The 24,769-nt window shown below is 67.4% G+C and carries 26 protein-coding genes; 2 read left to right on the forward strand and 24 right to left on the reverse strand.

Annotation, left to right across the window (positions count from 1 at the left end; genetic code table 11):
- Positions 1–3 precede the first annotated feature (3 nt).
- The 11 genes from G3O00_RS15055 to G3O00_RS15105 form a co-directional block, all read right to left on the reverse strand.
- The gene (locus tag G3O00_RS15055; RefSeq protein ID WP_174929469.1) at positions 4–882 is read right to left on the reverse strand and encodes an SDR family oxidoreductase; all 879 of its coding nucleotides are present in this window, start codon (positions 880–882) and stop codon (positions 4–6) included.
- 33 nt (positions 883–915) lie between these two features.
- The gene (locus tag G3O00_RS15060) at positions 916–2,067 is read right to left on the reverse strand and encodes an acetyl-CoA C-acetyltransferase (protein WP_206143452.1); all 1,152 of its coding nucleotides are present in this window, start codon (positions 2,065–2,067) and stop codon (positions 916–918) included.
- Complete coding sequence (locus tag G3O00_RS15065) at positions 2,067–3,134, reverse strand: acyl-CoA dehydrogenase family protein (protein WP_174929471.1); 1,068 nt, start codon at positions 3,132–3,134, stop codon at positions 2,067–2,069. The genes G3O00_RS15060 and G3O00_RS15065 overlap by 1 nt, the downstream gene beginning before the upstream one ends.
- 35 nt (positions 3,135–3,169) lie before the next feature.
- Positions 3,170–4,339, reverse strand: a complete 1,170-nt coding sequence (locus G3O00_RS15070) for an acyl-CoA dehydrogenase family protein (RefSeq protein WP_011355041.1) — start codon at positions 4,337–4,339, stop codon at positions 3,170–3,172.
- Positions 4,336–5,145, reverse strand: a complete 810-nt coding sequence (locus G3O00_RS15075) for an enoyl-CoA hydratase family protein (RefSeq protein ID WP_206143453.1) — start codon at positions 5,143–5,145, stop codon at positions 4,336–4,338. The genes G3O00_RS15070 and G3O00_RS15075 overlap by 4 nt, the downstream gene beginning before the upstream one ends.
- Before the next feature lie 25 nt (positions 5,146–5,170).
- A complete protein-coding gene (locus tag G3O00_RS15080; RefSeq protein ID WP_174929472.1) occupies positions 5,171–6,259 on the reverse strand; it encodes a nitronate monooxygenase in 1,089 nt (362 codons plus the stop codon).
- A complete protein-coding gene (locus G3O00_RS15085; RefSeq protein ID WP_206143454.1) occupies positions 6,256–7,182 on the reverse strand; it encodes an enoyl-CoA hydratase in 927 nt (308 codons plus the stop codon). Before G3O00_RS15085 ends, G3O00_RS15080 begins: the two co-directional genes overlap by 4 nt.
- An 8-nt stretch (positions 7,183–7,190) precedes the next feature.
- Positions 7,191–7,988, reverse strand: coding sequence for a ketoacid CoA transferase (locus tag G3O00_RS15090; RefSeq protein ID WP_206143455.1), 798 nt, complete (start codon positions 7,986–7,988; stop codon positions 7,191–7,193).
- Between the two features lie 10 nt (positions 7,989–7,998).
- The gene (locus G3O00_RS15095) at positions 7,999–8,892 is read right to left on the reverse strand and encodes a CoA transferase subunit A (protein ID WP_206143456.1); all 894 of its coding nucleotides are present in this window, start codon (positions 8,890–8,892) and stop codon (positions 7,999–8,001) included.
- 9 nt (positions 8,893–8,901) lie between these two features.
- The gene (locus G3O00_RS15100; protein ID WP_011355035.1) at positions 8,902–9,798 is read right to left on the reverse strand and encodes a VOC family protein; all 897 of its coding nucleotides are present in this window, start codon (positions 9,796–9,798) and stop codon (positions 8,902–8,904) included.
- Between the two features lie 199 nt (positions 9,799–9,997).
- Positions 9,998–10,345: a type II toxin-antitoxin system VapC family toxin gene (locus tag G3O00_RS15105; protein WP_244273108.1), complete on the reverse strand. Its 348-nt coding sequence runs from the start codon at positions 10,343–10,345 to the stop codon at positions 9,998–10,000.
- 1,067 nt (positions 10,346–11,412) lie between these two features.
- Between G3O00_RS15105 and G3O00_RS15110 the strand changes: the two genes are divergently transcribed.
- On the forward strand, positions 11,413–11,706 hold the full coding sequence (locus G3O00_RS15110) for a hypothetical protein (protein ID WP_206143457.1): 294 nt from the start codon (positions 11,413–11,415) through the stop codon (positions 11,704–11,706).
- Positions 11,707–11,748: 42 nt separating this feature from the next.
- On the opposite strand, the gene G3O00_RS15115 is transcribed toward G3O00_RS15110, so the two are convergent.
- The 5 genes from G3O00_RS15115 to G3O00_RS43365 all read right to left on the reverse strand — a co-directional run bounded on the left by G3O00_RS15115 (position 11,749) and on the right by G3O00_RS43365 (position 17,071).
- Entirely contained in the window at positions 11,749–11,985 is a 237-nt protein-coding gene (locus G3O00_RS15115; RefSeq protein ID WP_039351245.1) for a DNA-binding protein, read from the reverse strand.
- Between the two features lie 395 nt (positions 11,986–12,380).
- The gene (locus G3O00_RS15120) at positions 12,381–13,058 is read right to left on the reverse strand and encodes a hypothetical protein (RefSeq protein ID WP_206143458.1); all 678 of its coding nucleotides are present in this window, start codon (positions 13,056–13,058) and stop codon (positions 12,381–12,383) included.
- A 630-nt stretch (positions 13,059–13,688) separates the two neighbouring features.
- Positions 13,689–15,131 carry a cytosine permease gene (locus G3O00_RS15125; protein WP_206143459.1) on the reverse strand — a complete coding sequence of 481 codons (1,443 nt, stop codon included), beginning with the start codon at positions 15,129–15,131 and terminating at the stop codon, positions 13,689–13,691.
- A gap of 89 nt (positions 15,132–15,220) precedes the next feature.
- Complete coding sequence (locus G3O00_RS15130; protein WP_206143460.1) at positions 15,221–16,804, reverse strand: amidohydrolase; 1,584 nt, start codon at positions 16,802–16,804, stop codon at positions 15,221–15,223.
- A 93-nt stretch (positions 16,805–16,897) separates the two neighbouring features.
- A complete protein-coding gene (locus G3O00_RS43365; RefSeq protein WP_241025153.1) occupies positions 16,898–17,071 on the reverse strand; it encodes a hypothetical protein in 174 nt (57 codons plus the stop codon).
- A gap of 118 nt (positions 17,072–17,189) precedes the next feature.
- Here G3O00_RS43365 and G3O00_RS15140 point away from each other — a divergent pair, with 118 nt between their 5' ends.
- Positions 17,190–17,801 (forward strand): substrate-binding domain-containing protein, encoded by a 612-nt coding sequence (locus G3O00_RS15140; protein ID WP_206143461.1) that lies wholly within the window; start codon positions 17,190–17,192, stop codon positions 17,799–17,801.
- 66 nt (positions 17,802–17,867) lie between these two features.
- Here the strand turns inward: G3O00_RS15140 and G3O00_RS15145 are convergent, their stop codons facing one another.
- The 8 genes from G3O00_RS15145 to G3O00_RS15180 all read right to left on the reverse strand — a co-directional run.
- Entirely contained in the window at positions 17,868–18,176 is a 309-nt protein-coding gene (locus G3O00_RS15145) for a DUF1634 domain-containing protein (RefSeq protein ID WP_174929482.1), read from the reverse strand.
- Complete coding sequence (locus tag G3O00_RS15150; protein ID WP_206143462.1) at positions 18,173–19,024, reverse strand: sulfite exporter TauE/SafE family protein; 852 nt, start codon at positions 19,022–19,024, stop codon at positions 18,173–18,175. Before G3O00_RS15150 ends, G3O00_RS15145 begins: the two co-directional genes overlap by 4 nt.
- 14 nt (positions 19,025–19,038) lie before the next feature.
- Positions 19,039–19,782 (reverse strand): GntR family transcriptional regulator, encoded by a 744-nt coding sequence (locus tag G3O00_RS15155; protein WP_206143463.1) that lies wholly within the window; start codon positions 19,780–19,782, stop codon positions 19,039–19,041.
- Positions 19,783–19,843: 61 nt separating this feature from the next.
- Positions 19,844–20,617, reverse strand: a complete 774-nt coding sequence (locus G3O00_RS15160) for an SDR family oxidoreductase (RefSeq protein ID WP_206143464.1) — start codon at positions 20,615–20,617, stop codon at positions 19,844–19,846.
- Positions 20,618–20,649: 32 nt separating this feature from the next.
- Entirely contained in the window at positions 20,650–22,236 is a 1,587-nt protein-coding gene (locus G3O00_RS15165; protein ID WP_277399274.1) for a FadD3 family acyl-CoA ligase, read from the reverse strand.
- Between the two features lie 39 nt (positions 22,237–22,275).
- Complete coding sequence (locus G3O00_RS15170; protein WP_206143466.1) at positions 22,276–23,331, reverse strand: ferredoxin--NADP reductase; 1,056 nt, start codon at positions 23,329–23,331, stop codon at positions 22,276–22,278.
- 15 nt (positions 23,332–23,346) lie between these two features.
- Positions 23,347–23,865, reverse strand: a complete 519-nt coding sequence (locus G3O00_RS15175) for a flavin reductase family protein (protein ID WP_206143467.1) — start codon at positions 23,863–23,865, stop codon at positions 23,347–23,349.
- On the reverse strand, positions 23,862–24,769 hold a 908-nt coding region (locus tag G3O00_RS15180), incomplete at its 5' end, for an FAD-binding protein (protein WP_206143468.1). The genes G3O00_RS15175 and G3O00_RS15180, both read right to left, overlap by 4 nt.

Genomic DNA, 24,769 nt, shown 5'->3' on the forward strand with positions numbered 1-24,769 from the left:
TGCTCAGCTCCCGTACACGCGCTGTGCCGGGCGTGCATCGGCAAGCAGCCGTGCAATCGCCGGGCCGACCTCGGCCGCCGCCCAGCGCGCACCGCGATCGACGCTCGGGCCGGTGCGCCAGCCTTCGGCAACCGCAATCATCCCGCCCGCGACCTCGAACACCTGGCCCGTCACGTCAGCCGACAGCGCGCTGCCGAGCCACACGACCAGCGGCGCGACGTTCGCCGGATCGAAATAGTCGAAGCCGCCGTCCTCGGGCTTCTTCATCATGTCGGCGAACACGCCTTCGGTCATCGACGTGCGCGCGGCCGGCGCCAGCGCGTTCACGCGCACGCCGTAGCGCTGCAGCTCGGCCGCCTGCATCAGCGTGAGCGCGGCGATCCCGGCCTTCGCCGCGCCGTAGTTCGACTGGCCGATCGAGCCTTGCAGCCCGGCGCCCGAACTCGTGTTGACGATCCGCGCGTCGACCGCGTGGCCGGCCTTCGCCGCGTCGCGCCACACACGTGCCAGCACGCTCGACAGGCAGAAGTGGCCGCGCAGGTGCACGCGCATCACGTCGTCCCAGTCGGTTTCGGTCATGCTCGTGAACATCTTGTCGCGGCAGATGCCCGCGTTGTTGACGAGCACGTGCACGTCGCCGAATGCTTCGCGCGCCGCGTCGACGATCCGCTGTGCGGTGTCGACCTGCGTGATGTCGTCCGCATTCGCCAGCGCGCGGCCGCCGCGTTGAGCGATCTCGTCGACGACGGCCTGCGCCGCTTCGTGCCGGATGTCGTTGACGACGACCGCCGCGCCTTCGGCCGCGAACGCCAGCGCGTATTCGCGCCCGAGCCCGCCGCCCGCGCCGGTGATGATGACGGTGCGTCCGTTACAGATTCCCATGCTTGTGCCTCGTGGATCGTGAAGGTGACGCGCTCACAGGCGCTCGATGATCGTGACGTTCGCGAGGCCGCCGCCTTCGCACATCGTCTGCAGCCCGTAGCGGCCGCCCGTACGTTCCAGCTCGTGCAGCAGCGTCGTCATCAGCCGTGCGCCGGTCGCGCCGAGCGGATGGCCGAGCGCGATGCCGCCGCCGTTCGGGTTGGTCTTTTCGTGCTGGAAACGCGTATCGGCGAGCCATGCCTGCGCGACCGACGCGAACGCCTCGTTCATCTCGACGACGTCGATCTGCGACCAGTCGAGGCCGGCCTTCTGGAGCGCGGCCTTGGTCGCCGGGATCGGCGCGGTGAGCATCCACAACGGATCGTCGCCGAGCACGCTCAGGTGATGGATGCGGGCGCGCGGCGTGAGGCCGTAGCGTTTCAGCGCATCCTCCGACACGATCAGCAGCGCGGCGGCCGCGTCGCACGTCTGGCTCGCGACGGCAGCCGTCAGCGAGCCGCCCGGCGTCAGCGGTTCGAGCGTCGCCATCTTTTCCAGCGACGTGTCGGGGCGTGGCGTCTCGTCGTGCAGCACGCCTTCGAGCGGCACGATTTCCCGCTTGAAATGCCCGGCCTCGATGGCCGCGACCGCGCGACGGTGGCTTTCGAGCGCATAGCGCTCCATCGCGTCGCGCGACAGGTTCCAGTGATCGGCGATCCGCTGCGCGGCGACGAACTGCGACACCGGCGCATCGCCGAAGCGCGCGCGCCAGCCGGTGCTGCCCGAGAACGGGTCGTTGAAGCCGAGCGGCGCCGCGCAGGTCATCGCGGACGAGATCGGGATCTGCGTCATCGTCTGCACGCCGCCGGCCACCACGACGTCCTGCACGCCGCTCATCACCGCCTGCGCGGCGAAGTGCACGGCCTGCTGCGACGACCCGCACTGGCGGTCGACCGTCACGCCCGGCACCTGAAGCGGCAGCCCGGCCGCGAGCCAGCAGGTGCGCGCGATGTTGCCCGCGAGCGGGCCGATCGTGTCGACGCAGCCGAACACCACGTCGTCGTATTCATCGGCGGGAATCGCATTGCGCTCGACCAGCGTCTTCAGCACGAAGCCGCCGAGGTCAGCCGCATGCACGTGCGCGAGCCCGCCCTTGCGGCGGCCGGTCGGCGTGCGCAGCGCGTCGACGATATAGGCTTGTCTCATCAGTTCAATTCCTCGAGGTCGAAGGTCTGCGCGGGGCCGATCGGCAACGCGTCGCCGAGGATCGCGTCGGCCACGCGGGCCTTGTGGAACGCGCTGTCGCCCCAGCTGCCGGAAAGCGCCCAGATGCGTTTCATGAAGATCTGCAGGTCGAGCTCCCACGTGTAGCCGATCGCGCCGTGCACCTGCATCGAGTGGCGCGCGGCGAGCTGTGCGGCCGCCGTCGCCGCGAGCTTTGCGTGCGACACGAACACCGCGCGCTGCGGGTGATCGTCGGCGATCGCCTGTGCGGCGCGTGCGACCACCGGCCGCGCGAACTCGTAGCGGATCGCGACATCGGCGAGCAGGTGCTTGAGCGCCTGGTATGAACCGATCGCCTTGCCGAACTGCTTGCGCTGTGCGCTGTAGTCGATCGCGACATCAAGCACGCGCTGCGTGAGGCCGAGCAGTTGTGCGGCCACTGCGAACGCGCCGTGGTCGAGCGCGCGGTTCAGCAGCGGCGCGGCTTCGTCGGCGCTCGCGATGCGTGTGGCCGCCGACGGTTCCCAGTCGAGCGTGAACAGCCGCCGCGACGGGTCGACGCTGTCGACCGCGCGCCATGCGCACTGCGCGGGATCGACGCGGTGCAGCTCGCCGCGGTGCTCGCACAGCAGCGTCTGTGCGACGTGCACGTCGGCCGCATACGGGTTCACCGGATGCACGAGCGCGACACGCGCGCGCCCTTCCGCGATGTCGCGCAGCAGCGCGTCGCGCCAGTCGCTCGCCGGCAGCCGCGCCAGCACGCCGGCAGATACGAGCGCCGTGTCGAGCAGCGGCTCGGGGCTGCCGAAATAGCCGTAGGTCTGCGCGAGCAGCGCCCATTCCGCTTCGGTCAGGCCGAGGCCGCCGTGTGCCTCGGGCACCGACACGGCGGTCAGCCCCTGCGACGCGAACAGCGCCCACAGGTCGTCCGACCGCCCGGTCGGCGTGGCCCAGAGCTCGCGGATCAGCTCGGGCGTCATCTCGGTCATCAGCAGGCGCTTCACGCTGTCTGCGAGCGCTTCCTGGTCTTCATCGAATACGAAATCCATACGATGTCCGTTCTGTAAGGGTGGCGCCGGCGCGCTTACGCGCGCGGCATGCCGAGCATCCGTTCGGCGACGATGTTGCGCTGGATCTCGTTGGTGCCCGCGTAGATCGTGCCGGCCTGCGCGAACAGGAAGCCGTCGAGCCAGTGGCCGAGCGTCGCGTGCTGCGCGGCCGTCTGCGGGACGACCTCGCCGTGCGCGCCGAGGATGTCGAGCGCGGTCTGGTGCATGCGCAAATCGAGCTCCGACCAGAACACCTTGTTGGTGCTCGACTCCGCGCCGATATGGCCACCTTTCAGCAACCGGCTCGCGGTCGCGTAAGTCGACAGCGCATACGCCTGCGCGTCCATCCATGCCTGCACCACGCGCTCGCGCAGCGTCGGATCGCGATCGGCGCTGTCGCGGTGGGCGAGATACAGGTCGCGCAGCGCCTGTGCGGTGCGCTGGAACCGTGCCGGCGAACGCAGCATCAGCCCGCGCTCGAACCCGGCCGTCGCCATCGCGACCTGCCAGCCCGCGCCTTCGGCCGCGAGCCGGTTCTCCACCGGCACGCGCACGTCGTCGAAGAAGATTTCAGCGAAACCCGTCTGCCCGTTGAGCTGGCGGATCGGCCGCACCGTGATGCCCGGCGCGGACAGCGGCACCATCAGGAACGTGAGCCCGTGGTGACGCGACGACTCGGGATCGCTGCGAAAGAGGCCGAACAGCCAGTCGGCCCACACCGCACGCGTCGACCAGATCTTCTGGCCGTTCAGCACGTACTCGTCGCCGATGCGGGCGGCCGTCGTGCGGATCGCGGCCATGTCCGAGCCCGCGTTCGGCTCCGACCAGCCCTGCGCCCACACGTGCTCGCCGGCCGCCATCGCGGGCAGGAAGCGCGCCTTCTGCTCCGCCGTGCCGAAATCCATCAGCGTCGGGCCGAGCAGGAAGATGCCGTTCTGGTTCACGCGCATCGGTGCGTCGGCGCGCCAGTACTCTTCCTCGAAGATCAGCCACTCGATCAGGTCGCAGCCGCGCCCGCCGAGTTCGCGCGGCCACGTGACCATGCTCCAGCGGCCCGAGTGCAGCGTGCGCTCCCATTCGCGGTGCGCGGCGAAGCCTTCCTCGGTGTCGAAGCTCGGCAGCCGCTCGCGCGGCACGTGGGCCGCGAGCCATTCGCGGATCTCCGCACGGAACGCCTGTTGCTTCGGCGTATAGGTCAGGTTCATGCGCGTGCCTCCTCGGCGGTTGCCTGCGCGTCGAAACGCGCATCGCGCTTCTCGACGAACGCGGCGCGCGCTTCCGTCGAGTCGTTCGTCATGTACGCCTGCAGCGTGAAGCCCTGCTCCCAGCGGTACTTGTCCTCGAGATCGCCGTCCTCGACGCCGTTCAGCGCCTCTTTCGCGAGCCGCACCATCGCCGGGCTCTTCTCCGCGATCTTGCGGGCGATCGCGAGGGCCGCGTCGCGCAGCGTGTCGCGCGTCACGACCTGCTCGACCGCGCCGAGCCGGTAGGCTTCGGCGGCGTCGATCATGTCGCCGGTGAAGTACATCGCGCGCACCTTCTGCACGCCGAACAAACGCTGCAGGTGCGCGCCGCCACCCATCGCGCCGCGGTCGATCTCGGGCACGCCGAAGCGCGCGCAGTCGGCCGCGACGACGATGTCCGCCGCGCCGCAGATGCCGATCCCGCCGCCGAGCACGAAGCCGTGCACGGCCGCGATCACCGGCTTCGGGTTGCGGTGCACCGCGCGAAACGTCTCGTAGTTGCCCGCGTTGACCGCCACGATCCGCTCCGGATGCGCGGCCAGTTCCTTGATGTCGACGCCCGCGCAGAAGCCGCGCCCTTCGCCGCGCACGACGATCACGCGCACGTCGTCGTCCTCGCCGAGCGCGTCGAGCGCACGGGAAAGTGCGTGCCAGCCCTGCGCGTCGAGCGCGTTCACGGGCGGATGGGCGATCACCAGTTCGGCGATGCCGTCGGCGCGATCGATCCGAAACGGCATCGCGCCGGCCGGTTGGTTGGATGCTGTCATCTCCTCTTCCTCCCTGTGATTGTGTTCACGCCGCCTGTGCGGCCGGCGCGCCGCGCAGCGCGGCCAGTGCGTCGAGCCGCTCGCCGGCTTCCGCGACGATCCGCGCGATCAACGCGTCGCACGTTTCGATCGCGCCGATCATCGCGGCCGCCTGGCCGCTCGGCAGCACGCCTTCATCGGGGCGGCCCTCGACGATCGCGCGCTGGATCAGGAACGGCGCGTTCGCGGCCATCAGCGTCTGGCTTGCGGTGTAGTCGTGCGAGCGCAGCGCCTTGATCGCGAGGCCGAGCATGTCGCCCGTGCTCAGGCCGTTCTGGCGGCGCCATGCTTCGGCGGTCTTCAATGCGAACCACGTGCGGCGCAACGGGCCGAAACGTTCGAGCTTCAGCAGGTACGGGTTGTCGATCATCCGTTGCGGCAGCCCGTCGAGCGCGTCCGATACGCGGATGCGCGCCGGGTCGCCGACCGCGACGTAGCGCTCGAGCGTCTCGCGCGGCACCGGCGATTCGGCGCTCATCAGGAAGCGCGTGCCCATCGCGATGCCGGCCGCGCCGTACGCGAGCGCGGCAGCCAGCCCGCGTCCGTCGAAGAACCCGCCGGCCGCGACCACCGGCACCCGCACCGCGTCCAGCACCTTCGGCAACAGCAGCGTGGTGGGCACCGAGCCGGTGTGGCCACCGCCCTCCGCGCCCTGCACGGTGACGATGTCCGCGCCGAGTTCGACCGCTTTCGCCGCATGCTTCGGCGCACCGACCGTCGGCATGCAGACGATGCCGGCATCCTTGAAGCGGCGGATCGTCTTCGCATCGGGCCCGCGACCGTAGCTCACCGCGCGCAGCCGGTGCTTGATCGCCAGCTCGACGACCTGCTGCGCGTTCTTCTGAAACATGTGGAAATTGATGCCGAACGGCTGGTCCGTCAGCGACTTCACTTTCAGGATCTCGGCCTCGACCTGCTCCGGTTCGAGCGTCGCGCCGGCCAGGAAGCCGAAACCGCCAGCGTTGCTGGTGGCCGCGACGAGCCGTGCATCGGCCACCCAGCCCATCGCGGTCTGCACGATCGGGTAGCGACAGCCGAGCAGGTCGCACAACGGCGTATGCAGCGTCGTGCTCATGCGGCGGCTCCGTTGACGGCAACCGGTGCCTGCGCCTGCGCGTCGCTGCGGTCCGCGCCGTTCGGCTGGCGCTGCGAGCTGGCCATGCTGCGCGCGTCGTAGCCGCCGAGGCGGTCGCCGCTCACCAGCTCGTTGTGCGCATGCGCAAAGTGATGCCATGCGAACGCCGCATCCATCGCCGCGCGCTTGCCTTGCAGTTCCTCGACGTGGTTCAGCGCCTGCTTGGTCAGCGTGAGTCCGAGGCGCGGCATCGTCGCGATCTTCGCGGCGATCGCGTAGGTCGCGTCGCGCAGCCGCTCGCGCGGCACCACGCGGTTGACCATCCCCATCTGGTACGCACGCTCGGCCGGCATCCGCTCGCCGAGGAACAGGAATTCCTTCGCGATGCGCGGGTTCAGCTCGTACGCATGCGCGAAATACTCGACGCCCGGAATCCCCATCCGCACGACCGGATCGGCGAAGAACGCATCCTCGGACGCGACGATCAGGTCGCACACCCACGCGAGCATCAGCCCGCCGGCGATGCACGCGCCCTGCACCATCGCGATCGTCGGCTTCGGCAGGTCGCGCCAGCGCCGGCACATCCCGAGGTACACCTCCTGCTCGCGTGCATAGAGGAATTCGCCGCCTTCCTTGTCGACGTGGTCGTACCACAGCGATGCGCGGTCGAACGACTCGTGGATGTCGCGGCCCGGCGTGCCGATGTCGTGGCCCGCCGAGAAATGCTTGCCGGCACCCGCGAGCACGATCGCCTTTACCGCGTCGTCGTGCGCCGCGCGCCGGAACGCCGCGTCGAGCGCATACGTCATCTTCGAGTTCTGCGCGTTGTGATACTCGGGACGGTTCATCGTGATCGTCGCGATGCCATACTCGACCGCGTAGTCGACGACACCGTCGCCGAAGGTCACCTGGGTCGCTTCCATTTCGGACCTCATCCCCGGCGCGGCGCCGGATTGTTGCGCACGATCGTCGCGCGCAGGTTGTGCGGATCGAGCGCGCGCACGATGCGCAGGTCTTCCGCGTTCGGCGGAGCCGTCGTGCCGATATCCGGCGCCGCGATCAACGGGAAGCCCGTCGCGTCCTGCACCTCGTCGAAGCTCACGCCCGGATGCAGCGAACGCACGCGGATCGCGTGGTCGGGCCCGCCGAAATCCATCACGCACAGGTCGGTGACGATGCTGCGCAGGTCGACGAAAGTCTTCATTCCGGGCAACCGGCGCGCCGGGTTGTAGCCGACCGTGCACACCATGTCGACTTCGTTCTCGACGAACGTGCGCTTGCCGTGGCCGCTGACGAAGAACGAGTTCGCGTGATTCGTCGTGTTGCCGGGGAAGCCGCGTGCGCCGAGCAGCTGGGTTTTCGGGCGCGTGTAGTCGTCGCCGAGCCACGAGATGTTGGCCTGGCCGAACCGGTCGATCTGCGTCGGCATCACGAGCGCATGACGGCGGCCATGCCACAGGCAGTCGAACACGCGCTCGTAGGTCATCCAGCCGCTCGCCTTCACGCGATAACCGTCGGGGCGCGGCCCAAGCGGCACCGGCTCCTCGACGAGATACGCTTCGCCGTCGGTCAGCATCAGCCCGTTGTTGTACGCGAGCCGCGCGAGGCCGGCCGCGAGCCGCGGGCCCGTGCCGATGCCGGTCGCCAGCACTTCGCCGTCGTCGCGCCAGAGTCGCGCGGACGCGACGATCATCAGTTCCGCGAGGGAATGGTCGAGAGATTCGCTCACAGGCGCTCCTTTACAGAATCGGCAACGGCAGCGTCGTCACGTGCGACAGGCCGCCGACGCCTTCGAGATACTGGCGTTCGTCCTGGCCGACCACGTCGCGCAGGTACGCCGTCGTTGTCGTGTCGTCTTCCGCGCTGGCGCAGTACGCGCGCAGGTGCGGCAGGTCCCAGCCGTAAGCCGGCCCGCACGACGTCGGGTGCGCGCCGCCCGGCGCATGGACGACACCGCTGACGAGCGAGCGCTCGAACGGATTGCGTTTGGCGGCATCGAGGTCCTCGCTCGCGAGCGATGCGTCGACCGTTTCCGACGACACGTAGCAACGCTGTGCGGCACGCGCCATCCACGCGTCGAAGAACGGATCGGGGCCGTCGATGCGCGTGTTGCCCATCCGGTCGGCCGTGTTCACGTGCAGCAGTGCGACGTCGAGTTCGATCGCGGGCATCGCGAGCAGCGTTTCGCCGTCGTCGTACGGCGATTGCACGGTGCGCAGTTGCGGCGCGTGATCGAGCAGCGCGGTGCCGAGCCCGGCGCGGGTCGGCAGGAACGGCAGTCGCGCGGCGGCCGCGCGCAGGCCGAGCTGCAGCATCCCTTCGTCGAGCTCGAGCACGTCGACGCGGCCCTGCTCACGGGCGCGGCGGAAATGCGGTTCGAGCGGAATCACGTCGAGCGACACGAAGCCGAACACCACCTTGCGCACCTTGCCCGCCGCACACAGCAGGCCGACATCGGCGCCGCCGTACGCGACGATCGTCAGGTCCTTCAGGTTCGAGCGCGCGATCTCGCGCACCAGTGCCATCGGCTTGCGCCGCGGCCCCCATCCGCCGATGCCGATCGTCATGCCGTCGGCGAGTTGCGCGACCACGTCGCGCGCGGACATCGTCTTGTCGAGAGGTTTCATCGTCATCGTGCTGGCTTACCGGTATCCGATGCTGAAATCGTGGCCCCACTGGCTCACCTTGGTGGCCTCGAACACCGCGTGCTTCGACCAGTCGACCGTGAGGCCGCCGAAGCCGTATTCGAGATCGAAGCCACCGGGGGTCTTCATGTAGAAAGAGATCATCTGGTCGTTGCAGTGGCGGCCGAGCGTCGCGGACATCTTCACGTCGTGCGTGGCCACGCGATCGAGCGCGCGCCCCACTTCGTCCATCGAGTCGACTTCCGCCATCACGTGCACGCAGCCCGACGGCACGGCCATCTCGAACAGCGCGAGGCTGTGATGGCGCGCATTGCGGCAGTGCATGAAGTGGATGCGCTTCTCCGGTTCAGCCGGATCGGGCGTGAACTTCACGCGATAGATGTCGGACAGCTCGAAGCCGAGCACGCCGCGCACGAACGCGTCGGTCGCATCGAACTGCGGCGCGGGCAGCACCGCGTGGCCGAGCCCCATGTCGCCGGTGACGAAGTGCGAGACACCCAGCGGCGACACGAAGCGGCGGAAGTCGCAGCGCGCGCCCCAGTACAGTTCGTGGCGGTTGCCGGACGGGTCGGTGCACCACGCCATCGCCTGCACGCGGCGCAGCGCGGCTTCGTCGCGGGTGGCGCGCACCGGCTCGACGCCCGCACGCTGCAGCGCAGCAAGCGCGGCGTCGAATGCGGCGCCGTCAGGCAGTTCCCAGCCCGACGCGAAATAGCGGTCGGTCGAGCCGGGGACGATCACGTAGCGGAAATCGCGCTCGTCCATCTTCAGGTACAACGCGCCGTCGGGCGCGTCGAGCGCCTGCATGCCCAGCACGTCTTCCGCGTAGCGGCGCCACGCATCGACGCGCGTCGCCTCGACGACGACATAGCCAAGCGCACGGACATCGATCATGTCGGCCTCCTCCTGGTTCAGAATCCGTTGTTCGTGAAAGGATTCTGGCCGGTCGGGGGTGGCGTTACATCGTCTGTTGGGACGAGAGGCGGCGGGGAATTGGAGCGGCGCGGGCGCGCGCGCAAGCCCGGCGGGACGGGCTATGCGTACGGGACGAGACGGGGAGCAGGTGCGGATTGCCGCAGCGCGGCAACCCGGGTCAGTCGAACGGGTTCAGCAGCCGGACGCCGGTGCGGGCGAAATCCGCAACGTTGCGCGTGACAACGGTGAGATCGTTGATCAGCGCGGTGGCCGCGATCAGCTTGTCGATTTCGTGCGTCGGGTCGGGCACGCGCAAATGCCCCCACATCTGGCTGATCTCGATGTCGACCGGCAGGATGTTCGGCGCATAGCCGGACAGGATCGTCGCCATCCAGGCCTCGAGCGCCGACGCCTGGGGATGATCGCCGCGATGACGGATCAGGTCGACGCCGCGGCGAAGTTCAGCAACCGTCACGACGGACAGGTAAAGCGGGCTCGCGAACGAGTAGAACACCCTGCCACTCACGAGCATGCAACAAAAGCAAAGCCTAAAACGTAGGCCGCACTCATTGCACAACAATATTTATAGCTCAACGCGCTAGACCATAAATCGTCCTGGCATAGATTGTTCATGGCGTTCACACCCTCGACGTTGGCTTCACTTTGCCTGACAAGATGAAACGATGATTGGATTTATTTCAGAAAATCCGAATACTCTCATTTTGCAAGTCGATATTTCAAACCCAGATCACCCTACTTCGCCAACACAAACCAGTAACTCTTAGAAATTGATTTCGACCATTATAATGATCAAATTTACTGTCAACTCTACCAGTTTCACGCCACTCGCTCACAGGTTTTAATGCCATCGGGGCTTGCCAACAAAACAGCAGCCCTTTACATATCTTTAAAAGGGCACTTAAATGAGCAAGTCAAACACTATTCAACTTACGAACAATACACAATACATACTCGTCCTCCATTCATTAAGCGGGAGCGGTGATTACTGGTCGGGAGATTATCCGCCCGCCTATCTTCGGCCGAACGATACTCTCATATTCACCAACTCACTCGACAGCGGGGACCTAAGCGGGTCGGCTCGCTTTGACATACTCGACACTGTGTACAAGAGATGCCCGGACGCAACCAACGTTCAGCTCAACTGGCACAATCCCGTCGGCGCCGCCAATTATGGGTCTGGATCGGTGGAGGGCAACACTGCGGGATTTTTTAACGTCGGCAGCCCGACGATTAGTGGTGACAACGTCGGCCATCCGACATTTTCCTGGACCGTAACCGGTCCCTGAAAGTCGGACTCGATATCGCGCCAAACCGCCAATTCACCCGTAGCTGCACCAGTTCTGTAGAGTATTGCCGTTATCAAAGTGTGGGCGACGTCGAACGTCATTGCTGACTGGCCGATGAGCAGTCTGCCGCAACTTGGCTGCTCCATCGGTCATTGACGCCGTCCACGCTTACAAGCCCGGGTAACTCCTGATACTACGCAGGTATGCTTTGATCATCGCGGTCGAGCCACGAACGTGATTCCTCCCTCGGCTAGACACCATTACACCCCTCCGGGTGATTTTCCGGATGGGCCCGGCAGTCATTCACGTAGTCGTTGACCGCGTTGTAGCTCGCGACGATCGGAGTGACAACCTCATCGAGATGAGCATCGATGGTTTCCTGATCCCGGATGAGAACGCACCGTCGTTCCACGAGATCCGGAGCCTCTCCAAGCGGCTGTACGACAAGCAGGGAAACGTCGATACGAAGGCTTTGCTCGGCCACATGTCGGACATGTCGGCCGAAACCTACGCAGATGCTCGAGGAATCGAACCTATTCGGCTGAAGGTGGGTTCTTATCGAATTCTGAACAGATTCTAAACACTCCCTTGTGCGACAAGGGTTTCCGGACGATCGAATGTTTCAATCAAATACACGCCTGGCCTCGCCGGAATCCTGAACACGTTGAAAATCCGCGTCGTCGCCAACATCGGGCATGCTCATCAGCACTTGCGCGAATGTCTTTCGCTTCGGCCGGCCGAGCGCATCGGCCAGGATGGCCCGATGTTCGGCCTCGGCACTCCTGCCATTTGCCGCAGCCTGCTCGCGCAAGCTCTGAACGATACTGTCATCCACGTTACGCACCAGTAGATTTGCCATGAGTTCCTCCATCCGGGTTTGATATCAACGTTAGCGCCACGAGGGCGAATTGCAATCATTGCTATCATCGCCATCGACGGAAGGAGGACGGTGATTGGCGTCGGCGAACGGCAACGGGCCGCATGAATTGTCTCGGCATGCGCCACTCGCCCGACGGGTCGAATTGCTGTCTGCAAGGTAAGCCGGATCGGAGCAGCGGGAAAGACGGCCGAACGGCCATTCACCACCGCTCGCGGAGGCGCACGCAAACCGCAGCGAAGCGGCGGCAGTCACCGCCTCCGCGCGCGGTGCGCGCGTCGGTCGTCAGTCGGCGGTCGTGCCAACAGCCGCTGCCCGGCCTGTATCGGCGAGGCCGGCGTCGCGCTCCCGAACACACGCGACGCCAGCCGCACCACTCAGAACCGATACGAAATCCCGATCTGCAGCACCGGGTACCACCGATAGCGCGACATCACCTGCTGCAGCGAATCCAGCCCGCTCGAGGCCAGGATCTGGCTCTTCGCCGGCCCGGCCGCGGCTGCCAGTTCCGGCGACAGCGTGTACGAGCATTTCGGTATCCCGTACGCCACGCCGAGATCGGCAACGAATCCCAGCCCTTTCGACGCCGGCCGGTGCCCGTAGCCGATCCCGAAGTACGGCATCACGGTCGGATAGCGCGCTTCCGCCACCGCGTACATCCCCGGCATCGCCGGATAGCGCTTGCCGCCGAACACATAGGTGCCGTTGGTCGGCACCGATACGCCGCGGAGATCGTCGTCGTTGAAGCGCAGGCCGAGCGTCGCCCGGAAGCCGCTGCCTCGCCACGGAAAGATGTCCGCGTACAGGCCGCCCTGGCGCAGCTTCAGGTCGTCCTGGTAGCGATTGCCGGCCACCGTGAAGTCATGCGAAAGATCGATCGCATTGAAGTCCGCATGCGCGCCCAGCATCGAATTGAAGCTCACTGCCGCGCCGATGCCGACGCCCTGCGTACCACCCTGCAGGTAGATCTCCTGCGCGTGCGCGCTCGCGGCACACATCACCGCGACCGCTGCCCATTGGTTCACCGTCATTTTCACGGGCGCCTCCCCCGACATGTGCCGGGCGCGCCTCCCCAACGCATGCGGCCTGCGCCGCCCTGCGTAATGCGCCCCCCGGCACGACACCTCGCAAGCACGCTTGCTGTTCTACGGATCGGGAACGCGTTGCCCCCGTGCGCATGACCGATACGACATGCGCGGCAGGTACGCCGCTCCTGGCAGCGCCCACGCCCCGATCCGATTCCCCGTTTGTTTCGATGTCGTTGCGTGCCGCCGATGCGTTCATCGTTGTTGCGTGTTTCGTTTGCACCGGCGGCACGGCGTCAACCGCAAAGCGCGTGCCATGCGGTGCAAACCGAAGCGGGACAAGCGTCATCGCAAGACACGGCCAGTCACACGGCGTGTCATCGGAGGAAATGTTTCAGGTACGCATCCTTATTCGGCAGACCAGGCCGCAACACGGGATCCGATGTGTCGCGCATCGGTGCCGCAATGCGTGTCGAACGAGGCGGGACGGCCGTCGGCGCCTGCGCGTCGTCGTGGCCGTCACGGGCGTGCGGCGCAATACATCGACGAATACGTTGCAAGGATGTGACCTCGCGCCCGTCGGGCGCGAGGCCGATGCGCAATTGCGCGTGGCAATGCAGGGTGAATACGGATGCCGGCGGGTGCTGCCCGGCCAGCCGCTCAAACCGACTCGTGCGCGCGGACCAGCGCCCTTTCCGCCACGAGATCGAGCTTGCGGGACAACCGGTAATACACGCCGCCCGACACGATCAACCCGACGAGCCACGCAATGTCGATCTCGTGCAGCCGCTGCGCGATGAAGCCGACGAACACCGCCTTGCCGGTGGACGGATCGAAGATGCTGAAGAACGGAATCATCGCGGCGAAGCCGATCAGGTAGGCGGCGATCCCGGTCGCCTGCCAGGAACCGTAGATGCCATCGGGGCGGAAGAAATGCGGGATCACGTAATGCCCCTTGCGGACGAAGAAGTAGTCGACCAGGTTCACCGCCGTCCAGGGCACGAGGAAGTACAGCAGCGTCGTCAGGAACAGGTTCAGCAGGTTCAGCCCGCCGCCTTTCAGCATCAGGATGCACACGCCAAGCAGCACGCTGATGGCGACGATCGTCGTCACGCGCGCACGGCGGCCCGGGGTCATCGGCTTCAGGCAATCGGCCCCGGTCAGCACGGTCAGCGTCGCGCTGTACGTGTTCAGCGCGATGATCGGCACGAACCCGACGACGGCCACGGTCACGAGCAGCGCGCCGAACCCGGGCGCCGTCGCGTTGCCGAGCCCATAGATCGCCGACAGCACGTTCGTCGCGGACAGCGACTGCGCGAGCGACGCACCGAGCGCGATCATCCATGCACCGGACAGCGATGCGCCGACGAACACCGCCGCGATCAGCGGCTTGCGCCTCGTATCGGCCGGCAGGTAACGCGTGTAGTCCGACACGTACGGCGCGTAGCCGATGTTGTAGCTGGCCGATACCGCGAACTGCGTGAGGAACGCGACCCAGTTGAAGCCGAGGTTCGGCATCGGCGTGCCCGCCGCGCCGCCGCCCGCGTGCGTCATCGCCAGCACCGTCACGATCACGTAGACGGGCAGCGTCGCATACAGCGACCACTTGAACGCGCGATGCATCGCGTCGTGCCCGTAGATCGCCAGCAGCGCGCCGATCGCGATGGCGACGAGGCCGACCGGCTTCGAGTCATAGCCGAGAATGTTGTGCACGCCTTCGACGATCAGCGCGACGTTCACGACGTTGATGCCGAAGAACACGAACAACGCGGCCACCAGCGCGAGCACGACGCCGCGGTAACCGAACTGCGCGCGCGACTGGATCATCTGCGGCAGCCCCATCTCGGGCCCCTGCGAGCCGTGGAACGCCATGAACACCGTGCCGAACATGATGCCGAGCGCGCCGGCGAGCGTCGTCCAGCCGGCCGACAGCCCCATCGCGGGGCCGACGAAACCGATCGAAACGGTCAGAAAATGAAAATTGCCGACGAACCAGAACGGTCCCTGGTGACGGAGTTTCGCACTCCGTTCGTGTTTCGGCACATAGTCGATCGAGCGGCCTTCGATGGCCGACGGATGCGATGCCTGGGCGACATGTTCCATGTCTTGTCTCCTGCGACGGCCGCGTTGCCCGCGGCCGATCGGGTCATTGGAATCGTTCGAATGAATGCGTTGACGGATCGGGTGGCGCGTTACTCGTCGTCGCGGTACGGGATGGTCCATTCCTCGCCGCGCACGGTCGTCACGTACTCGGGCCAGCGATACTGGTGCGGCACGCGGAAATCCGCATCGAGCATCGGTGCTTCCCACGCGTGCCCGCCCACGCCGCCCTCCGTGCGCTGCGCGAATTCGGCCTGCGCCGCACGCAGCAGGTCGCGGTCCTCGAGCAGGTCGACGAGCGTCGCGCCGATCGTCTTCGACGCACTGACGATCATCGGGTCGATCGTCTCGCGGATGCCGCCGAGCGCGTTGGCCACCCAGTCCGGATACACGAAACCCGGCGGCGCCTTCAGCATCGGCCGGGCCACATAGAGCCGCACCGTCGGGCAGTGCCACGTGTATTCGGTGTAGTCGTCGGATGTCATGTACTTCTGCCAGGACGGCATCTGCTTGCGCAGTGCGACTTCGCAGTCCTCCGGATCGATCAGTTGCTCGGTCACCGGCAGGAACGGCTCGGCCATCGCGTCGATACCGAGGTTGCGCTGGATTTCCTGTGCGATGCCGATTGCATCGCCGTTCCAGCGCGGCGCGCCGGCGCGTTCCAGGTTCGCGTAGGTCGCCCGCGCGAGCGCATGGTTCGGCAGACCGCCGCGCGACTTGCTGACCCACGTCTTCTTCCATTTGCAGTGGGTTGCCTGCGCTGCGGCCTCGGCGTTCTGGTCCATGATTGCGCTGATGGTTTCGGCCTGCTCGACCGAATCGGTGCGCACCATGAAGTTGATCTGCGCGATGTGCGGCGGCAGGTTGTCGGCGGTCGCCTGCCCCGCGACGAGGATCGCCTCGTTGAAGCTCCACAGCCCGGTGGCCGGCAGCATCGAGCGGCGCAGCCCTTCGTTGAGCTGGTAGAAATGGATCAGCGCGTCGTTCGCGCCCGGTGCGCGCGCGGCCAGATGATTCTGCGGAATCGGGCTCAGCTTGTCCGACGCGATCCAGTTCTGCGGATCGTCGCACGTGAAGGTGTAGATGTAGTTGTAACCCACCCCGCAATGCGTATCCCACACCGTCGTATTGCACAGCGGCAGCAGGTAGGTCGGATGGAAGCTGACCGCCGCGTCGAGGCCGTCGTAATAGCCCTTTGCCGCGTGGATCGGCTTCGACGCGCGCAGCTTCTCCGCCGGTTCGCCGAAGAACTTCAGCGTGCCCTGCAGCCCGTGGCGCACCATCGCGTCCTTCGCGGCCAGCAGGCCGCCGAGTGCGCTGATGCCGAGCGCCGAATGCGGATCCGTGTGGCCGGGTGCAAAGCGCGACAGGTGGCCGCGCGGCTCGCGCCGCGTCGACGCGGCCTGGCAGTTGCCGGGCACCGCGTCGTATTCCGCGTAGGTCGCGACCGTCGGGCCTTCGCCCTGCCGGAACGTCGCGACGAACGCGGTGGGCATGCCGCCGCTGCCTGCCTCGACGTCGAAGCCGGCCGCCCGGAGTTGTTCCACATACCAGGCGCTGGACTTGTACTCGCGGAACGCCGGTTCCGCGAAATGCCAGATCACCTGGTGCCAGTCGGACAGCTCGGTCGTGTGGCTGTCGATCCAGTCGAATACCGAACGCTGGGTTGCGCGCATCTCGTCTCCTTGGTTGTCGAATCGTTCGAATCGCTTTTCGCGACGCCATCCTACGGCCGGCCTATCGAATGGCATAATTGACCGTAATCGAATTTATCGATAACCAACATGACGCTCGATCATCTCGCGATCTTCATCGCAATCGCCAAGCACGGCGGGTTGTCGGCTGCCGCGCGGCGGCTCGGCAAGGCGCAATCGACGGTGAGCACGGCGCTCGCCAATCTCGAGGCCGATCTCGGCGTCCGCCTGTTCGATCGTGATCTTCATCAAGTGTCACTGACGGCCGAGGGCGAGGTGCTGCTCGGCTTCGCGCAGGCCACGCTGAACGCGGCAGCGACACTCGAACGCAAGGCGTACAGCCTCGCGGGCGGGCGCGGGCACCGGCTTGTGGCTCGGCATCGATCCGATCCTGCCGCAGACGGCCGTCCATCTGCTGTGCCTGGAACTCGAGCAACGCTTCCCGGAGCTTCAGCTCGAACTGCTGCAGCCGAACAGTGCCGACGCAGCCGCGCTGCTGAAGCACGGCGCACTCGACATCTGCATCGCGGCAACGGTCGAGGCGACGCCGGTCGAATTCGGCGCGACGACGCTCGGCCACGTGCAGTTCGTGCCGGTCGCCGCCCGCAGCCATCCGCTCGCGGCGCTGAAGGCCGTCAGCAATCGCGATCTCGCGCAGGTGCGCCAGTTGCGCGCGGCCGATCGCGATGCGGAGAGCGGCTCGGTGTTCGGGCGATACACCGAGATCATGTGGCACATCGAGAACCAGGCGCAGCTCGTCGACCTCGTGAAGAAGGGCCTCGGCTGGGCGTTCATCCCGGAGCACCTGCTCGCGGACGAAGGCAATGGCGAGCTGTACGTGCTGCCGCACGAATATCAGCGCTCCGCATTCCTGAAGGCGGTCGATTTGCTGTGGAGCCTGCGCAGCCGGCAGACGGACGTCATCGCGTGGCTGAACGCGGATCTGGGGAAATTGCGAACCCTGTTCGCGCTGCGATGACGCGAGCGGCGCGGCGCCGCCCGATTCATTCCGTGGAAGGACTGTCCTGGCGTGAGCGCCTGCCGCTCACCCGCGCACGCCGACGATCACGCCGGCCGCGATGATCGCCAGCACGAGCAGCGACAGCAGCGCATAGGTCCGGTCGCGCTCGCGCACGAACAGCCCGAGGAGCAACGCAACGCGCGCAACCGGCAACAGGATGAACAGCGCGACACCGGCCTTCGCGAACGCGTGGCCGGCCGGTGCGAATGCGCTGCCGCCCGCCCCCAGCAGCATCCCGACCGCGATCAGCCCGCACGCGCACACCGTGCCAACCCGCAGCAGCAGCGCGACTGCCCGATCGCGGCGCTCGACGCCATCGACGATGCGCGTCATCCCGCCCCGCCCGGCGCATGAACACCCAGCGCACTCAGGAGCATGTCGATCGCGAGCAACAGCAGCACGACGACGAAAAAGACCCGCAGCTTGTCGGCCGGCAAGCGGATCAGCAACCGCGCACCGACGATCGCGCCGATCACCGAGCCGAGCGCGATCGGGCCGGCAAGACGGATGTCGATGTCGCCGCGCGCGAAATAGGCGCCCGCACTCGCCGCTGCCGTCACGCCGATCATGAAATTCGATGTGGCCGACGACACCTTGATCGGCAACCGCAGCGCGGTATCCATCGCGGGAATCTTCAGCACGCCGGAGCCGATGCCGAGCAGCGCGGAAATCAGGCCCGCGCCAACCATCAACGCCATGCCGAACGGCACCCGCCCGACCTGATAGCCGATCTCCCGGCCGGATGCCGGATCGGGAAAGCTCGCATGCAGACGGAGGGTGCTTGCCCAGCTCGCGGCATCGGGCGGGCCGTCGGCGAGCGTTTCGTGACGCCGCGCCAGCATCTGCTTCGCGGACACGACGAGGATGACCGCGAACAACGCGTACAGGAACGAAGTCGGCACACGGCCGATCAACAACACGCCCGCGAGCGCGCCGAACGTGGTGGCCGTTTCGAGCACGATCGCAAGCCGAATATTGACGAGCCGCCCTTTCAGGAACGATGCCGCGCCGCTGCACGAGCAGGCGATCACCGACACGATGCTCGCGCCGATCGCCGTCTGGATGCTCACACCGAACAGCAGCGTGAGCAGCGGCACGACGAAGATGCCACTCGCCATCCCCAGCACGCCGCCGAGCGCACTGGCACCGAACGCGGCGACGAACAGCCACAACGCTTGCATGCCGGCCCGCCCCGTTACGAACGCTCGCCCGCGCGCCGGCTCAGGCGCGTGACGAAGCGGATGAGGTCGCCGCGGTAGTAAAGCTTTTCGAAATCCACGGGCTGGTGCGCGTGCGTATGCGACGTCCGTTCGATCAGGAAGACCGGGCTGCCGGGCGCGATCGCGAGCGCCTGCGCAACCTCCGGCGGCGCCGCGACGGCTTCGAGCCGGTACTCGGCGTCGACGAGCGGCACGTCGTAACGCTCCTCGAGCAACGAGAAAATCGGCTCCGCCTCCAGATCGTGCGCGACGATCTTCTCGCCGAGCTCGCGCGGCAGGTAGGTTTCGTCGAAGGAGACCGCGATGCCGTCGGCCAGGCGCACGCGGCGAATGCGCATGACCGCGGTGCCCGGCGGCAGCGCGAGCTGCCGCGCGACGTCGGCGCCGGCTTCGACGACCTGGCGATCGACGAGCCGCGCGGTCGGCGTGCGCCCGAGTGCATGCATGTCCTCGACGAAGCCGGTCAGCTCGGTCAGTTCCTGCGTGATCTTCGGTTCGGCGACGAACGTGCCTTTCCCGCGCCGGATTTCGACGAGGCCGCGCGCGACGAGGTTTTCGATCGCCTTGCGCACGGTCGTCCGGCTGACGCCGAACCGCTCGATCAGGCGCTCCTCGGGAGGAAGCTGGCTGCCCGGCGGCAGGTCGGACGTCGAGATTTCGAGGGCCAGAGCGGCCTCGACCTTCGTATAGAGCGGCGCGTTGCCGAAGTCGGAGTTCATAGAGACATCATGACGTCACGACGTCATGATGTCAAATCCCCTGGTTGTGCTGCCGGGACGGCTACAACCCGTACCCGCCCGACACATTCAACTGCTGCCCGGTGATGTAATTGGCCCGGTCCGACGCCAGGAACACCGCCGCCCGCCCGACGTCGTGCGCCTTTCCCCAGCGCTTGAGCGCAAGCATCTTCTGCGTCTCGTCGATCCACGCCTGGTCGAACTGCCCTTGTTCGAGCAACACCGGAAACATCCCGGCCTCGATCACGCCGACCAGGATCGAATTCGCGCGAATGTCGTAACGCCCCTCCTCGCGTGCCAGCCCCTTGACCAGCGCCTCGTTCGCCGCCTTCGGCGCGACCGACAATCCGTCGCGATCGGGCCAGCGCAGGTGCCCGGCCGACCCGAGCGTCACGAACGATCCGCCGCCCGACGCGCGGAAGTGCGGCAACGTCGCCTTCGCCGCCACGAAGAATCCGACCGTCTCGACGTCGATCGCGCGGCGCCAGTCGTCGTGCGTCATGTCGCCGATGTGACGCTGGTTCACGAACGGCCCGGCCGCCCAGACGACCGTATGCACACGGCCATGCGCGTCGATCGCGGCCGCGAGCGCGGCGTCGACCTGGGCGGGATCGGTCACGTCCACGCAGTGCGTGGTGGCCGCGACGCCTTCGCCGCGAATGTCGCGTGCGACGCGCTCGGCCACGTCGGCCTTGCTGCGGTAACCCACCGCGACCGGCACGCCGGCCCGCGCAAACTCGAGCGCGACGCCCTGCCCGATCCCGCCGCTACCACCGAACACCAGCACCGCGCCCTGCGGAAATCCGTTGTCGTTCATGCGTTCATCCCGTTCGTGTGTCGCGGCGGCGCTCAGGCCGCCGCCTCGGTCCCCGCCCGCAGGCGGTACTTCAGCACCTTGCCGGCCGCGCTCGTCGGCAGTTGCTCGACGAACGTGAAATGCCGCGGCACCTTGTAGTTCGCCATGTTGCGGCGCGCCCAGTCGTTCAGTGCGTCGGCGTCCGCCTGCGCGCCCGGCCGCAATACGACATACGCATGCCCGACTTCCCCGAGCCGCGTATCGGGCACGCCGACCAGCGCCACCTGCGCAATCGCCGGATGCGCGGCAAGCAGCCGCTCGATCTCCGCCGGATAGCAGTTGAAGCCGCCGACGATGAACATGTCCTTGATGCGGTCGGTGATCTTCAGGTTGCCGTTCGCATCGACGCAGCCGAGATCGCCCGTATGCAGCCAGCCATCGGCATCGACCGTCTCGCGCGTCGCGTCCGGCTGGTTGAAGTAGCCGCGCATCACGTTGTAGCCGCGCACCCAGATCTCGCCGGTCTCGTCCGGCCCGAGTGGTTCACCGCCCGGCCCCGCGATGCGCAGCTCGACATCCGGCATCGGCCGGCCCGACGTATAGGCGACCGTCTCCGCATCGTCGCCATGGCGGCACAGCGTCGCGAAGCCGCACGATTCGGTCAGCCCGTAGCCGGTCAGCACCGTCTCGAAACCGAGCTCCGCGCGCATCCGCTCGATCAGGCTCGGCGCGATCGCCGCCGCGCCCGTCACCGCGATCCGCAGCGACGACAGGTCGCGCGTCGCGCGATCGGGCGCGTCGAGCAGCGCGTAGTACAGCGTCGGCGGGCCGGGCAGCACCGAGACGCGGTCGTCGGCGACGCGGCGCAGCACGTCGGCCGGCTGGAACACGAGATGCGGCAGCACGGTCGCGCCGCTCGACAGCGCGGCGAGCCAGCCGGCCTTGTAGCCGAACGTGTGGAAGAACGGATTCACGATCAGGTAGCGGTCGTCGGCGCGCACGCCCGCGATCGCCGCCCACGCCTGTGCGGCGCGCAGGTTCTGGCCGTGCGCGGTCATCACGCCCTTCGGGCGGCCGGTCGTGCCGGACGTGAACATCAGGTCCATCACGGTGTCGGGCGTCACCTGTGCCTCGCGTTCGCGCACCGCAGCCAGCGACACCTCGGCGCCGCGCGCGAGGAACGCGTTCCAGGTTTCGTCGTACGCGCCTGAAGGCGGCTCGCCGTCGAACACGACGACGCGCTCGAGCGTCGCGGGCCGGTGCGGCGCAAGCATCGCCGGATAGGATTCGCCGAGGAAGGTGCCGCAGCAGAACAGCAGCCGCGCGCCGCCGTCGTGCAGGATGCCGCCCACCTCCATCCCCTTCATCCGCGTATTGACCGGCACGAGGATCGCGCCGACGGTGTGGATCGCCAGCGCCGCGACGATCCATTCCGGCAGGTTCGGCGCCCACACCGCGATGCGGTCGCCGGCCGCGATGCCGCTCGCGAGCAGCGCGCGGGCCGCGTCGACGCGGGCCGCGTCGAGTTCCGCGTAAGTCAGCCGGCCATGCTCCGTCTCGATCGCCGGATGCGCGCCGTGGCGCGCGGCTGCCCGCGCGATCAGCGCGGGCGTGGTCAGGATTTCGTTGTCCATCGTCATAGATCAGGATGGCCGTGCGCGCCGCCGGCGCGCGACGGCTCAGTCGGGAAACACCACGCGCAGCGCATCGCTCGCGGGCCGCGCGCAACAGGCGAGCGTCCACCCGGCCGCGATCTCGTCGTCGTCGAGCACGTGGTTGCTGTCGAGCGCGACCTCGCCACGCTCGATCCGGCACATGCACGCGCCGCATTGCCCCATTCGGCAGGAATTCGGCGCCGGTACGCCCGCGCGCAGCATCGCGTCGAGCAGCGTTTCGCCGGGGGCGCTGTCGAATGCGAACGCGTCGCCGTCGAGCACCGTCTCGATCGTTGCGCCGTCGCCGGATGCCGAAGCCGCCGCTGCGACGCTTGACACCGTCGTATCCGACGCCGCCGGTGCCGGCGCATCGGGCAGCGATGCGAACCGCTCGACATGTACCCGCGCCCGCGGCAGCCCGAGGCCGAGCATCGCGGCCAGCGCGTTCTCCATGAACAGCGCGGGCCCGCAGATGAACGTCTCCTGCTGGCTGAACGGCCGCGCGAGTTCCTCGAGATGGCGCTGTTGCGGGATGCCCTGCACGCTGTCGAGCCAGTGGATCACGCGCACGCGGCCCGGATGGCGCTGTGCGAGCTGCTGCAGTTCCGCGCGGAAAATCACCGAGCGTTCGTCGCGGTTCGCATAGATCAGCGTCAGCATCCCGCGCCCGTGCACGAGCGCCGATTTCAGGATCGACAGCACCGGCGTGATACCGCTGCCGCCCGCGAACAGCAGCAGGTCGCCGTCGAGCGTGCGCGGCGTGAACACGCCGGCCGGCGGCAGCACGTCGAGCGCGTCGCCCGCCTTCACGCGGTCGCACAGCCAGTTCGACGCACGGCCGTCGCGTACACGCTTGACGGTGATCTTCGGCGCGGCGTCGATGCCGGGCGCGCTCGACAGCGAATAGCAGCGCGCGACGGTCGCATCCGCGCACGGCACGTTCAGCGTCAGGAACTGACCGGGCCGGTACGCGAAGGCATCGCGCAACGCGGCCGGCACGTCGAACACGAACGAGCACGCGTCGTCGCTTTCGGCAATCACTTCGGCAACGGTCAGCCGATGGAAGCGCGAATCGCTCATGGCCGGCTCCTCACGTCACGCAGCCGCACGGGCCACCGGCGCACCGGGCGTCGTGTAGGCACCGTCGAGATAGACGAGCGGATCGACGTCGCCGCTCATCAGCACTTCGCGGATACGCCCGATGAACACCGTATGCGTGCCGTATTCGAAGCGGCCGTCCTGCTCGCACACGAGGCTCGCCTGCGCGTCGCGCAGATACGGCACGCCGAGCGCCGACGTATGCCAGTCGCCGGTCGTGAAGCGCGCCTCGCCCTTCAGGCGGCCGCTGCAGTCGATCGCGATGCCTTCGTGGGCCGCCGACAACACGTTCACGCAGAACCCGGCGCCCGCGTCGAGCGGCGGATACAGCGACGCGTTGCGGTTGATGCAGATCAGCAGCGAAGGCGGCTCGGTCGACAGCGAATCGACCGCCGTCGCGGACATCGAGTAGCGCCGGCCGTCGTGCGCACTGCTGATGACCGTGACGGAGCGCGCGAGGCGGCGCATCGCGAGCAGCATGTCGGTGCGCAGCGGATGGGTGGTGAGATCGCTCATGATCGGACTCCGTCTAATTCAGTCGTGGATGGCCGGGCGGGCTGCCCGCCGGCGTCGGCTGCGCGAGCAGCCAGGTGGTCGGCGGCGAGATACCCGAAGGTCATCGCCGGACCGAGCGTCGAGCCCGCGCCGGGGTAGCTCGCGCCCATCATCGATGCGCTGGTGTTGCCGATCGCATAGAGGCCGTCGATCGGCTCGCCGTCGGCGCGCAGCACGCGGGCGTGCACGTCGGTGACGAGCCCGCCCTTCGTGCCGATGTCGCCCGCGTCGATCCGCACCGCGTAGAACGGTGCCTGGTCGACCGGCCCGAGACACGGGTTCGGCTTGTTCTGCGGATCGCCGTAGTACGTGTCGAACAGGTTGTCGCCCTTGCCGAACGCTTCGTCGATCCCGGTGACTGCATAGCGCGCCATGTCGCGCAGCGTGTCATGCAGGCCGGCCGCATCGACGCCGATGCGCGCGGCGAGCGCGTCGATCGTGTCGGCCTTCACGATCACGTCACGGAACGCGGCCGGAATCCGCGAATCGGGCATCATCGACGCCGGCATGATCGGCCCGCACGGATACTTGCGGCGAAACCGCGCGTCGAACACCATCCAGGCGGGCACGCTCGCACCGGTGCGCGCATGGTCGCGATACATCGCCGGCACGAATTCGGAATACGGCGCGGCTTCGTTGACGAAGCGCTTGCCGAGGCTGTTCACGATCACGCAGCCCGGCAGGTTGCGTTCGACGAACAGCGCGCGCTGCTTCTCCTCGCCCGCGACACCGACCGTCGGCGCGCCCCACACGTGTGCCATCAGCGCGAGCGCGCCGCCGAGCCGGTGGCCTTCGGCGATCGCGTCGCCGGTGTTGGCCGGCGGCGTCGCGCTCCACTGCGCCTGTGTCGGCTGCGGCAGGTAGC

It is taken from the genome of Burkholderia sp. Ac-20384 (genome assembly GCF_017104605.1).
GTDB classification, from domain to species: Bacteria; Pseudomonadota; Gammaproteobacteria; order Burkholderiales; family Burkholderiaceae; genus Burkholderia; species Burkholderia lata.